Origin of the sequence: Streptomyces sp. DvalAA-43 (genome assembly GCF_900091725.1) — a bacterium.
Taxonomy (GTDB): Bacteria; Actinomycetota; Actinomycetes; order Streptomycetales; family Streptomycetaceae; genus Streptomyces; species Streptomyces pulveraceus.
Genome location: NZ_FMBW01000071.1, coordinates 289793 through 301840, shown reverse-complemented (window position 1 = coordinate 301840; position 12048 = coordinate 289793). Strand labels below are relative to the sequence as shown.

The following is a 12048-nucleotide window of genomic DNA, read 5'->3' as shown; positions in this document are numbered from 1 at the left end:
GAGGGCTCTTCCGCCGTACTCCCAGAGGGAATTGGGAAGGAACTGACTGATCGTTTTCGTGGTAGGCTTTCAGTGAATTCACAGTACGCCACGAAAAAAGGGGAATGGCGTGAATACCGAGAAGGCTACGGCTCGTCGTCTTACGGCCGAAGAGGTTTCGGAGTTGGGTCTCCAGGACGAAATCTTCGTCTCGGCGGAGGCGGACGGCCTTCCTCTCGACTGCTACGCCCCGGCTTTCCTCACAAAGCCGGGTAAGAATTTCGAGGGAGGGTCCTTCATCGCGAAGACGGTCTTCGGTGAGGAAATCCACGTTCTCCCGGACAATGCCGAAGAGCGCGGGATCTGGGTCGCCGACAAGACCGGGGAAGAAATCGAGGTTCTTCAGAGCGCCGGCGTCCTCCTGAATCTCGCCCTCTTCGTTCCCAACGGGAACAAGGAATCCCTGGATTCGCTCTACACCGCCGCCCGGGACGCCTTCGGTGCGGGGATCGTTCAGCGCTGGAGCGAGGAGACCGTCGCGGTCCCGGACGTCAAGGTCGACCTCTTCGAGGAGCCGGCCCGGGGACGGAAGAACACGAACAACCAGAACCGCGACCGCCGCGCCCTGGACATCTACCCGACCCGAGTGCGCTTCCTGGAGCCCAGCGAGGGCTGGAAGTTCGTCGTCGAACCGCACAAGGAGATCGTCGACGACACACCGACGATCTGACCTGATGGCAGGTTAGCCCCGGTCCTTCGCAGGAGCCCGTCAGCTTGCTGGCGGGCTCTTCGCCGCTTGCGGGGGCCGCCTGCGCCGACCCCTCCCCGGGACCGTCGCGCCCCCTCCTCTGTCGCGGAGCTCCTCCAGTTGTCGCCGGTCCCCTGCGGATTCGTCCGCGATCGGTAACAGAGCTTTCTCGCAGAGACGTTCGTATGACTTGATGGGTGCACGGCATCGGCGGAGACGGCAAAGGGGCGGGCGGACATGGCAAAGCACAAGGGAAGGGGCTGGCACAGCAAGCTTCTCGCGGCGGCGCTCGGTGTGACGGCGATGGCCGCGGCCACCTCGGTCTGGACCGCGCAGGCCGACACCGCCGGAGGGCGGCAGCCGGGAGCACATGTCTCGACGCCGGACGCCCGGCACCAGGACGGGGCCGTGACCAAGGTGGCGGAAGACATCGCGCACGCCTCGGACCGCGGCGCCCGGGGCGTCAACATCACCATCGACGACGGACCGGACCCGACCTGGACGCCCCAGGTGCTGCAACTGCTGAAGGACAACGGTGTAAAGGCCACGTTCTGCATGGTGGGCACACAGGCCCAGGCGTACCCGGACCTGGTCAAGGCGGTCGTGGCGGGCGGGCACCGGCTGTGCAACCACACGGTCTCGCACGACACCTCCATGGACAAGAAGTCCGAGGCCTACCAGTCCCAGCAGATCCTGGACGCCGAACGCATGATCACCAAGGCGTCCGGCGGCGTCCGCCCGCAGTACTACCGGGCCCCGGGCGGCGCCTTCACCCCGTACAGCCGACACCTCGCCGCGTCCCGGGGAATGCGGCCGCTGGGCTGGAACGTCGACACCAAGGACTTCGAGCATCCCGGCGTGGACGCCATGGTCGCCACCGTCAAGAGCGAGATCTCCAACGGACCGACCGTCCTCTTCCACGACGCGGGCGGAGACCGCTCCCAGACCCTGGCAGCCCTCCGCGAGGTGCTGCCCTGGCTGAGGCAGCAGGGCTACTCCTTCGGCTTCCCCGTCCGCTGACCGAGCCCCGCCCGTACCGCCACCCCGGAGACCATCAACGACGACCGCCGCCACCGGTCCCCGGAGACCGCCGACAATGCCCCAGGTTGCCGACCTGGGGCATTTGTCATGGAGCGGGTGACGAGAGACGAACTCGCGCTCCGAGATCGGGAATTAACAGTTCCTGGACGGCTGAAGCAGCTCCGACCTGCGTGTTTGACCGGGGCGGTCAAGGCGGGCGTGGTCTCCGAGCGCTGCTCCTGACTGCTGTTGTCCGCTCCGAAGGGCACGGTCGCTGAGGTCTGAGCAGCCTGATGCGTATCCTGCCGAGTGCCGCCCGGTCTCCATACGGCCATCAGTCTTCGTGCGGAGCTTCCAGCTCCTGGAGCCGTTCGCCGATGTCGTCAGCCCAGGTCTGTGCCCACCGGCGCAGCCCGATAATTGCCTGCGCGTCGAGTCCGTAGGCGGCGAATTCCGTGTCGTCGATCCAGTCGGCCCCGCTCAGCCGCGCTTGAAGCTCGCTGAGGTCGAAGGAGTCGCGGGCATGGCGTCGGCCGAGCTCTTCGAGTTCGACGGGGCTCCATCGGCTCGTGGCGGCCTGTACGTCGATCAGGTCCCTGGCGAGTCCGCGGTCGGCCAGGGCGCGGACCTTGGTGCCGACGACGTCTTCGAGGGACAGCACCAAGCCGCGCTCGGTGTGTACGGGTGGTCGCCAGAGTGCTTCCTTGAGGATGTCGACCTCGCACTCTTCGCGGCTGGCAGGGTCGGTCACGATCAGGCGTGCGGACAGCGGGTCTGTCTCCAGGGCTTCTACGTGCCATCCGCGCTGCTCCAGCCCGATGCGCACGACGGTCGCGATGTCCTCCATAGGATCTGGGTTCTCGGTTGCGACATCGAGGTCCTGGCTGAGCCGGTCGACCAGGCCATGGGCCTGGACCGCGTAGTCGCCGGTGAGTGCGAGAGGGTAGGCGCCGCCTACGGCGAGCACGTCTGCAAGCAAGCGGTGGTGCAGGCCCGTGAGGTTCACGCAGCGGTCCGGGCACTGTCGGCCAGCTCGCCGAAGGCGCTCTCCCAGACCTCGCGGACATCCCGGCTGACCAGCGTGCGCAGGGTGGGCCACAGGCCGACGAGAAGATCCTGGTCGAGGTACTGGACCAGGTCGTCGTGCTGGCCTTCGGCCAGGACGATGCGGTAGTAGCTCATCCGCAGCCGGGGCCGGTCGAGGTCGAACGTGGTCAGCCCTGACCATGCAAGGTGGAGCGGCAGGCGTACCGAGCCGTGCTGGGGACCGGCGAGCTCGGAGAGCGCTGAGGGCAGGCGCCGGGCGAACTTTGCACGACGGAGATCGGAAAGGCCGGACTGTGACGCCATAGGTCGATTATCCAGGAAGGGCTGTCAGTGAGCTGCTTGGTACGCAGACAACACTCCTGTGAGCAGGAGACGGGCCCGACCGCCGCCTCACCGGCGGTGAAGCTACCAACAGACCAGCCCCCGGCCGCCCGACGTCAGGAGCAGCACGAGGGCCGGTGTCCGTCACCGCCGGCAGTCGGCCACGGCCTCGGGGAGCGGCGGCGCGACCGGCGTTGACCCGGGGCCATCTCCTGGAGCGGGTGACGAGAATCGAACTCGCGCTCCGAGCTTGGGAATCACTCGGCACTTGGTGGCCCGCAGGGCTGCTGACCGTCAGAACAGCCACTGAAGGTACTGTTCTCGCCGCCATGGCCGGATGCCCTGCCGACCGCTGTTCACCGCCGCTACTGGCACGTTGTGGCGCGTTGTGGCACGTGGTGCTGCCAGGGGACGGAGGAGGCGAAGCTCCCGCCCAGTACCGTCGTTTCCCGGCCGGGACCCCGCGCGCATACATCCGAACCCCGCATGATCGCGTGGGCGAGCCCCGGACCGGGGCGGTCCGGGGCCGCCGTGGCCTGCGGCCGGACCCAGAAGATCCCGGTTCCGCCGGAGGTGTGGGGAAGATCAGGCCGGGTTGATGTTCTCCGCCTGGGGGCCCTTCTGGCCCTGGGTGACGTCGAACGTCACGACCTGACCCTCCTGGAGCTCACGGAAGCCCGAGGAGTTGATCGCCGAGTAGTGGGCGAAGACGTCCGGGCCGCCGCCGTCCTGAGCGATGAAGCCGAAGCCCTTTTCCGCGTTGAACCACTTCACAGTTCCCGTAGCCATGTCTCATGCCTTCCAGTCGATTGACGTCTCCCGCTCCATGCGGAAGGCGGAGGTGATCGTCCTGGTTCCTGCGGCACAGCACAGCAAAACGCCCACACCGAAGGGGTGGGCAGAGGGAACTTCCGAACCACGACAACTCACCGGGACGCTACACGTCCGCACACTCCGTCACCAGAGGAATCGCCTGCACCTGTGCGCGGTGCCCGCCGGTGTCCGGCGGGCACCGCCTCACTCGGCGGTCGGCGGCTCTGCCGATTCGGCGGCGCGGCGGTACTCGGCGTTGATGCGCTGCGCCTCTTCCAGCTGGTCCTCCAGGACGACGATGCGACAGGCGGCCTCGATGGACGTGCCCTGGTCGACCAGTTCGCGGGCGCGGGCGGCGATGCGCAGCTGGTAGCGGGAGTAGCGGCGATGGCCGCCCTCCGAGCGCAGCGGGGTGATCAGACGGGCTTCGCCGATGGCGCGGAGGAAACCCTGGGTGGTGCCGAGCATCTCGGCGGCCCGGCCCATCGTGTAGGCGGGGTAGTCGTCGTCGTCAAGACGGCCGTACGAGTCGTCTGCTGTCACTTGCACCTCTCTTGTGGAACGCGTGGAGGGGCCCTGGTGCCGTACGGCACCAGGGCCCCGAAGGAACTACTACACCACCTGCCGGCCCTGATACTGCACCGGCATTCTGTATCCGCGGCCCCGACCTGGCTGCTGTCGGGAGTGCGGGGATCGCGGTTGCTTGACCGGAGACCACCTCACTATCGATGTCCTGCGGTACCCGGGCCCAAAGACTCCGGCCCAGGCGATCCTGATGGCGCTTGCTCCTCCGTTCTTCCCTCGGTGATCACTACCTACCATGGGGGTACTGCGTACTGCTGGTACTGCTCTACTGCTGGTGACGCGTACTGCTGGTGATGCGTACTGCTCAGCGGCCTGTGACAGCGCCACTCTTCGGCAGCCAGCCCCGTTGCCCGTCCTGCGTCTGCTCTGGCTTGGAACCCCACTGCCGAACTTCCCGGTGCGCGCGTCCGCAGCCGACGCCTTCACCGAGGTACCGCTCGGTCACTTCACTGCTGGGTACTGCGTACTGCACTCACGGGCACCGCAACTGTCATGACGGCGGTCCCGCTCCGGCGGCCCCTCGCTGCGGGCCACCCGGTCCGGCCGTCAGTCCCGTCGCCGTCCTTCAACAACCCTGGCTTCGAAACTCCACTGCCGCACCGTCCTGCACCTACATGTACTACCGGCAGTTCGTCTCTGCCAGGTCTTGCTGTCTCTCTGGGTTACGAGAGAAACCATAACCACACCACCACCCAATGTCTACTCCGGCCAACAGAGATTTTTGTGTGTCCCGTGAGGAGGTAATCGACCTCGCCGGAGGCATCGGCCGGCCCGTGGCCAACCGACTCGTCAGAGCGGCCGCGGTCAGCCGGCGGGCCTCCGAGGGGAAGACGGTGACTGCCCGTCCCGCTCGGCAGCACGACCGGTCGAGGGGACGGACGGGTCGACCCGCGAATAGGATCGGCTCTCATGTCGAAGCCTGACGAGCTGCTCGTTGACGTCGCCGCGCTGGTGGAGTCCGGGCACAACAATCAGATGTCCCTGACCGTGGTCACCGGTGGTGCTGTCATCACCGGCCGACTGGCGCCCGAAGCCGTGTGGAGGCAACGGGTGTCGGAGGTCCTGACGGACTCGTCCCGTCTGGGCGAGTTCTCCGCCGTGTTCACCGCTACGACGCGGCGGGACGGGCCTCCCGCGTATCTGCACTTCCATATGGCGCGGATCCTTCAGGGCACGGTGGGGATCCCGGAGACGGGTGGGATGTACCGCGTCTCGATCGCGGATGTCAGCGCCTGGACCATGGGCGACTTCAGCTACTCCGATCACTGACGGCGCGCCGCGTAGAGAAACTCACCGGAACGCGAGAGGGCCCGACCGGCGTGTGCCGGTCGGGCCCTCCCGACTGTTCAGGTGTCAGCTCGCGTTTCCCATCGGCCAGGTGGCCAGATGGTCAGACGGCCACCGGCGTGCCGAGCATCGCGGAGGCGTGCTGGAGTGGGCTGAGGGCGCGGGTGGGCGCGGCGGTCCGGGGGAGGCTGCGGCAGGTGAAGCCGAGCTTGGTCATGGCCCGGAGGACTTCGTCGGCGCTGAAGTCGCGGCGGTCCTGGCGGGTGATGACCTCGCCGACCTGTTTGACGGGGTAGGCGCGGCGGCCGATGGTCACGGACTCGCCGACGACCTCCTCGGGCTTGATGTCCTTCATGGAGTCCAGGACGCCGCTCTTGGTGAGTTCGAACGGGAAGCGGGCGATGACACAGCGCACGATGCCTCACAGGGAGAGGAAGGGGATTGTTCCGCCGTGGTAAGACGGTTCAGAGGGCCAGGGCGAGGACGCCCGGGGCCTTGTCCTGCTCGTCCACGACGGATTGGGTAGCCAGCCGGCGGCGGTGCGTGGCGTGCTCGGCCATCTTGGTGGCGGGCGAGGTGTGCGGCCCGCGGTCGCCGAGGATGTCGCGCAGCTGGAGCCGGTCCGTGTAGGCGGGGCCGTCGCGGACGATGGTGAGCTGGTCCCGGGTGATCAGTCCGGTGCACAGGCCGTCGTTGTCGCAGACCCTCAGGTGCCCGGTCCTGGCACTGGCCATGACGGAGAGGGCCACCTCGACGGTCATGTCGTCGCAGACCTGCGGCCCGGCCGTGTTCATGGTGTCGAGCGCCGTCCGGGGTACGGGGCCGGCGTTCGCCGGGTGGGGCTGCATCTGGACCAGTGTCATGACGTGCCTCCTGCGGAGATGGGTCGGCTTCCGGACCACGCGGTGCTCAGGCCGCCGCGTCGAAGGCGGACTGCCGCCCGCTCACGCGCCGGGCAGCCGCGGCCGGGCTGCGCCGGCCACGGGAGGCCGTGCCGCGCTTGCGCCGCTCGGGTGCCGGCGCGGTGATCGTCACGGGGATACCGGAGGGGGTCCGGGCACCGGTGATCCGGCTGAGTGCTTCCTCGCCGGAGCGGACCTGGGTGGTCCGGGGCACGATGCCGGCGGCCGCCATGAGGCGCGTCATGTCGCGGCGCTGGTTGTTGGTGACCAGGGTGACGACACTGCCGGACTCGCCGGCCCGCGCGGTACGGCCGCCGCGGTGGAGGTAGTCCTTGTGGTCGGTCGGCGGGTCCACGTTCACGACGAGGTCCAGGTGGTCGACGTGAATGCCGCGCGCCGCGACGTTCGTCGCGACCAGGACGGTGACGTGCCCCGTCTTGAACTGGGCGAGGGTGCGGGTGCGCTGCGGCTGTGACTTGCCGCCGTGGAGAGCGGCAGCCCGGACACCACTGGTGAGGAGGTCCTGGGTGAGGCGGTCCACGGCATGCTTGGTGTCCAGGAACATGATCACCCGGCCGTCGCGCGCCGCGATCTCCGTCGTCAGCCGGTGCTTGTCGGCACCGTGCACGTGCAGGACGTGATGTTCCATCGTGGTGACGGCCCCCTGGGAGGGATCCACGGAGTGGACGACGGGGTCGGTGAGGTAGCGACGGACCAGAAGGTCGACGTTACGGTCCAGGGTCGCGGAGAACAGCATGCGCTGGCCCTCGGGGCGGACCTGGTCCAGGAGCGCGGTGACCTGCGGCATGAAGCCCATGTCGGCCATCTGGTCGGCCTCGTCCAGGACGGTGATGGCGACCTGGTTCAGCCGGCAGTCGCCGCGGTCGATGAGGTCCTTGAGGCGACCGGGGGTGGCCACGACGACCTCGGTGCCGCTCCGCAGCGCGTTCGCCTGCCGGCCGATCGGCATCCCGCCGACGACAGTGGTCAGGCGCAGCTTCACGGCGCGGGCGTAAGGGGTGAGGGCATCGGTGACCTGCTGAGCGAGTTCCCGGGTGGGAACCAGAACCAGGGCCAGCGGCTGACGGGGCTCGGCGCGCTGCCCGGCGGTGCGGGCCAGCAGGGCCAGGCCGAAGGCGAGAGTCTTGCCGGAACCGGTCCGGCCGCGGCCCAGGACGTCGCGGCCCGCCAGGGAGTTCGGCAGCGTCGCACCTTGGATCGGAAACGGCTTGGCCACGCCTTGCGCGGTGAGCGCGGCCAGCAGGCTCCTCGGCATGTCGAGGTCGCTGAACACCTCGACTGCGGGCAGCGCCGGAGTGATCGTCTCGGGCAGGGCGAACTCTCCCTGCATCGCGGCGGGCCGCCGGCCACCCGAACGGCTCGGACCTGCCGAACGGTTCGGGGCGGACGAGCGACTCGATGCGGACGAACGGTTCGGGGCGGACGAACCGAAGCGACTGCCCCGACCCGAACCAGCGGTGGAGCCGTACCCGTGGCCGCCGTCGCGGCGGGCACGGGAGGAACGGTTGTTCGTGCGTGTGGGGTTCATACAGAACCTTCCTTGATACGGCACGTATCAAGGAATTCCGCAGCGAAAGAGCAGCACGGGGAATCACAGGCACGGACCGAATGGAATGCGAACGCGACCCACGGGAAATCCGCGTCGACGTAAGCAGAAATGGGGGATGGCGTGCAGAAATGAATCCGGTGCATCGCCGGGCGCGGCTCCGAGGAGGCTGCGTCCCTCAATAGGGTGTTCCCGTAGACGAAACCACTACGGAAACGCGTGCAGCTGGGGCCCGCACCCCGAGGGATGCGGGCCCCAGCTACGAAATGTGCGTCAGCGTCAGGCAGAAACGATGTTCTCGGCCGTCGGGCCCTTCTGACCCTGCGCGATGTCGAAGCTGACCTTCTGGCCTTCCTGCAGTTCGCGGAAGCCCTGGGCGGCGATGTTCGAGAAGTGGGCAAACACGTCAGCGCCGCCACCGTCCTGCTCGATGAAGCCGAAACCCTTTTCCGCGTTGAACCACTTCACGGTGCCAGTAGCCATGTCATATCTCCTTTGGGCAGTACACCGGAATCCGTACTGTACGGAAACCGTGTCGCCGCGATGATGCCCTGCCCGGAAAATGACCGGAAATACAAAGCGCTACCCTGCGGCATCGAGGCCGACCGGAGGCGCTTGAAGTTTTTGGGTACCAAAACTGCAACTGAGTCCGACAGTAGCACGCCATGGAGGATTGTGTGCGACGAATATTTCCCGTGCGTGCTGCGGCAGAAACTCTCCCAGTAAGGGCCGTTAAATTCTGAGACGGCCGGCGCAGGTATTCATTTACAGCCCCGTTCTGGCTGCCCTGGCGAACCCTGTGCTGTCCGCTGTTCACCGTTCTCACTGGCACGTTGTGGCACGGCCTTGCTGCAGGCGCGCCCTCGACCGCCTCTCCCCAGGCGCCCGTTCGGAGTCAGATCAGCGAGCGACCGGTGGGCCCGAGCCGGAGTACCTGAGGTGCCGCTGTCTGTTCCCGCTCGATACCCGGCAGGATCTCGTCCCGTGCGAGGGGGTGGACTTGCAGGTCGGCGAGGTGCCGACGGTGCGCACTCTCGTCGGGGTACGAGGTGAAGATCGCGGCGACGTTCTCGCCGGCGCGGACCGGCAGCCCGGCGAATGTGTTGTGCGCGTGCTCGGTGGTCAGGAAGGCGAGCGGTGCGGGTCCCGTCTCCTGGAGCGCGGGGAGGAAGCCGTCCCGGATCAGCGCGATGCCGTCCTGCCGTCCGGGAGGGAAGGACCACACGGTGGCGGACACGAACCGGTCAGGCGCCGTAGCGCCGACCGGGGGCCGCCCGGACAGGGAGCCGGTGAAGCCGCCCACGGCCGACACGGGGCGCAGGAGGAGGACATCGTCGGAGTCGATCATGGTGTCGTTCGCCTGCGGACCGTGCTCGGCCCAGACGGGTCCGCCGTAGAAGTCCGTGAGCGCGCGATGGCGCGTCTCCATGTCCCGGAATCCGCGCAGCCAGACGAATCGGTCCGGATCGTCGAGGTCCCGGAACTGGCCGAGCACACTCATCCCCACGCCTTCCTGGGATTCGACGAACTCCCGGTCGAACAGCTCGATGAGCTCGTCGCGTCGGCGGGGACGCAGCGTGTACTGGCGAAGCTCGATCACGGCCGGTGGGCCGACGAGTTCGGTGGGTGGCACAGCAAGACTCCTGTTCGGTGTTCTCCGTGCAAGGCTCCGGCCTGTTCGGCCGTAGCCGGGAAGTGGTTCGACGGTAGGGGAGCTGTGTGACAGGTGCTGTCAGGGTTTCCGAGGAGAATGCGCGCATGTCTGCCAGTCGACTGCTCTCGGTGCTGCTGTTGCTGCAATCGCGGGGCCGTATGTCCGCGCGGGAAATCGCCGACGAGCTGAACGTGTCCGTGCGCACCGCCTACCGTGACGTGGCGCGCCTCCAGTCAGCAGGGGTCCCGGTCTACGCGGAGCCGGGCCGCGGGGGCAGCTACCAGCTGCTCGACGGCTACCGCACCCGCCTCACCGGGATGAGCGAGGGCGAGGCGAGGACACTGCTTTTTGCCGGACTGCCCGGGCCCGCCGCCGACCTGGGATTCACGGCGGAGATGTCGGCGGCCCGGCTGAAGCTTCTCGCCGCGCTGCCGGCAGGACTGCGCGAGGAGGCGGCACGGGCCGCGGCCGTGTTCCACCTGGACGCCCCCGGCTGGTACCGGGAACCCGAACAGGTACCGCATCTCACCTTGTTCGTCGACGCGGTGCTCACCCGGCGTGCGGTGGATGTGCGCTACCGCCGCTGGCGCGCCCCGCAGGAGGTGAATCGCCACCTCCACCCCTACGGCCTGGTACTCAAGTCCGGTACCTGGTACCTCGTGGCCGCCACCGACAAGGGGACCGCGACCTACCGCGTCGCCCAAGTCCTCGACGCGGTGCTGGGCGACGAGCGATTCGACCGGCCGCAGGACTTCGACCTGGGCGCGTACTGGGTCTCCTACCTCGATGACTTCCAGGCTCGCCGTTACACCGGCACAGCCACCGTCCGCCTCTCTCCCCGGGGACGCCGGCGCCTGCCCGACAACGTCCCCCCGGAGGTGGTGCGGGCAGTCGACTCCACCGCGACCGCCGTCGGCGACGACGGATGGGTCGAGGCGGTCATCCCGGTCGAGGGCACCGAGCACGCCTGCGGCGAGCTGCTGAGGCTCGGTGGGGATGTCGAGGTCGTTGCACCGGCCGAACTCCGCCAGGCCATGGCCGCCACCGTGGGGATACTCGCCCGAGCCTACGAGAACAAGAGGCCAGGGGGTGCGCTGGTCCGCGACGCCCAGAGAAGTCTGGGCAACGACGAGGCCCCAGGTTGCTGACCTGGGGCCTCGGGGAAGAGCGGGTGACGAGAATCGAACTCGCGCTCTGAGCTTGGGAATCACCCGGCATTCGGGGGGCAGGGAGCCGCTGAACTGCGAGAACGCCATCGAGCGGCGGTTCCCGCCGGCTCCGATGAACGCTGCTGCTGACCACTGTTCACCGCCTTCACTGGCACGTTGTGGCACACCCGGGGTGGAGTTCGGCTGTGGAGGAACAGATGGCGTCGCCGAGGGCTGTGACCACAGCTGCGGGGGAGAGGTTGAGCAGTGGATGCGCCCCTGGTGCCGCAGCGGGTTTCAGGCCGGGCGGAGCCCGTGGGCAGGGCGGTCGCATCGAGGGTGGGGCGGTGGCATCGAGGGTGGGGCGGCGACCTCAAGGAGCCGATCGTCGACGTGGTACGCACCCCGGGCGATCGGCTCCTCTTCGCTGCCGCAGGGGACGAAGGAGCGTTGCTAGGCTGACGCAGGTGCTTCAAGTAACGGGTGCGGGAGCGGCGTTGACGATGTCGGAATCGGGGATCCGATGAGCGGCGCAGGCGGGCATCCACGACTTCGGGTGAAGGCCGACCGGCTGACGGACCTGGCCAATGACCTCGACGGTATGCAGGACCACCTGGACAAGCAGGTCAGACGCATGGACGCGATCGTCGACCGGATCGAGGCAGGATGGCGGGGTCCGGCCGCCCGTGCCTACCGGGACCTCCACCGTGGCGCGGCCGAGGACGCCGTACGTATCCGCATGGTCATCCAGGCTCTCGAACAGGCCGTGCGGTTGAGCCGGGACGGGTTCTCGGAGCAGGACCTGGACGTCATGGAGCAGCTGCGGAAGGTCCAGGCCGAGACGGATGTGAAGGGCGAGACGGACGCGCTGTCGACGCCGAACACCGATGTGCACGCGGCGCCGCGCAGCGCACTCTCCGACCTCTGAGGTCCCATACGCCGACCGGCGAATTCCGAGACAACGTGTGAACGGGGGA

General features: G+C 68.0%; 14 protein-coding genes. 5 read left to right on the top strand and 9 right to left on the bottom strand.

Features of this window, described 5'->3' with window-relative positions:
- Positions 1-109 precede the first annotated feature (109 nt).
- Together GA0115234_RS29600 and GA0115234_RS29595 are read left to right on the top strand one after the other, a co-directional pair.
- Positions 110-709 carry a hypothetical protein gene (locus tag GA0115234_RS29600; RefSeq protein ID WP_093547801.1) on the top strand — a complete coding sequence of 200 codons (600 nt, stop codon included), beginning with the start codon at positions 110-112 and terminating at the stop codon, positions 707-709.
- A 255-nt stretch (positions 710-964) separates the two neighbouring features.
- The gene (locus GA0115234_RS29595; RefSeq protein WP_093547799.1) at positions 965-1747 is read left to right on the top strand and encodes a polysaccharide deacetylase family protein; all 783 of its coding nucleotides are present in this window, start codon (positions 965-967) and stop codon (positions 1745-1747) included.
- Between the two features lie 334 nt (positions 1748-2081).
- Here GA0115234_RS29595 and GA0115234_RS29590 read toward each other — a convergent pair whose 3' ends face one another.
- The 4 genes from GA0115234_RS29590 to GA0115234_RS29575 form a co-directional block, all read right to left on the bottom strand.
- On the bottom strand, positions 2082-2753 hold the full coding sequence (locus GA0115234_RS29590; RefSeq protein WP_093547797.1) for a nucleotidyl transferase AbiEii/AbiGii toxin family protein: 672 nt from the start codon (positions 2751-2753) through the stop codon (positions 2082-2084).
- Complete coding sequence (locus GA0115234_RS29585; RefSeq protein WP_093547795.1) at positions 2750-3097, bottom strand: transcriptional regulator; 348 nt, start codon at positions 3095-3097, stop codon at positions 2750-2752. Before GA0115234_RS29585 ends, GA0115234_RS29590 begins: the two co-directional genes overlap by 4 nt.
- A gap of 603 nt (positions 3098-3700) precedes the next feature.
- The gene (locus GA0115234_RS29580; RefSeq protein ID WP_008735947.1) at positions 3701-3904 is read right to left on the bottom strand and encodes a cold-shock protein; all 204 of its coding nucleotides are present in this window, start codon (positions 3902-3904) and stop codon (positions 3701-3703) included.
- Positions 3905-4132: 228 nt separating this feature from the next.
- A complete protein-coding gene (locus GA0115234_RS29575) occupies positions 4133-4471 on the bottom strand; it encodes a MerR family transcriptional regulator (RefSeq protein WP_093547793.1) in 339 nt (112 codons plus the stop codon).
- Between the two features lie 951 nt (positions 4472-5422).
- Here GA0115234_RS29575 and GA0115234_RS29570 point away from each other — a divergent pair.
- A complete protein-coding gene (locus GA0115234_RS29570; protein WP_093547791.1) occupies positions 5423-5782 on the top strand; it encodes a hypothetical protein in 360 nt (119 codons plus the stop codon).
- Positions 5783-5903: 121 nt separating this feature from the next.
- On the opposite strand, the gene GA0115234_RS29565 is transcribed toward GA0115234_RS29570, so the two are convergent.
- The 5 genes from GA0115234_RS29565 to GA0115234_RS29545 all read right to left on the bottom strand — a co-directional run bounded on the left by GA0115234_RS29565 (position 5904) and on the right by GA0115234_RS29545 (position 9902).
- The gene (locus GA0115234_RS29565; RefSeq protein WP_093547789.1) at positions 5904-6215 is read right to left on the bottom strand and encodes an SCO5918 family protein; all 312 of its coding nucleotides are present in this window, start codon (positions 6213-6215) and stop codon (positions 5904-5906) included.
- 49 nt (positions 6216-6264) lie between these two features.
- Positions 6265-6663, bottom strand: a complete 399-nt coding sequence (locus tag GA0115234_RS29560) for a CBS domain-containing protein (protein ID WP_093547787.1) — start codon at positions 6661-6663, stop codon at positions 6265-6267.
- Between the two features lie 46 nt (positions 6664-6709).
- Entirely contained in the window at positions 6710-8251 is a 1542-nt protein-coding gene (locus tag GA0115234_RS29555) for a DEAD/DEAH box helicase (protein WP_093547785.1), read from the bottom strand.
- Between the two features lie 297 nt (positions 8252-8548).
- Entirely contained in the window at positions 8549-8752 is a 204-nt protein-coding gene (locus GA0115234_RS29550; protein ID WP_072489439.1) for a cold-shock protein, read from the bottom strand.
- 412 nt (positions 8753-9164) lie between these two features.
- Positions 9165-9902 carry an NIPSNAP family protein gene (locus GA0115234_RS29545; protein ID WP_093547783.1) on the bottom strand — a complete coding sequence of 246 codons (738 nt, stop codon included), beginning with the start codon at positions 9900-9902 and terminating at the stop codon, positions 9165-9167.
- 125 nt (positions 9903-10027) lie between these two features.
- Here GA0115234_RS29545 and GA0115234_RS29540 point away from each other — a divergent pair, with 125 nt between their 5' ends.
- Positions 10028-11071 (top strand): helix-turn-helix transcriptional regulator, encoded by a 1044-nt coding sequence (locus tag GA0115234_RS29540; protein ID WP_093547781.1) that lies wholly within the window; start codon positions 10028-10030, stop codon positions 11069-11071.
- Between the two features lie 523 nt (positions 11072-11594).
- Positions 11595-11999: a WXG100 family type VII secretion target gene (locus GA0115234_RS29535; protein ID WP_093547779.1), complete on the top strand. Its 405-nt coding sequence runs from the start codon at positions 11595-11597 to the stop codon at positions 11997-11999.
- The last annotated feature ends 49 nt before the right edge of the window (positions 12000-12048 follow it).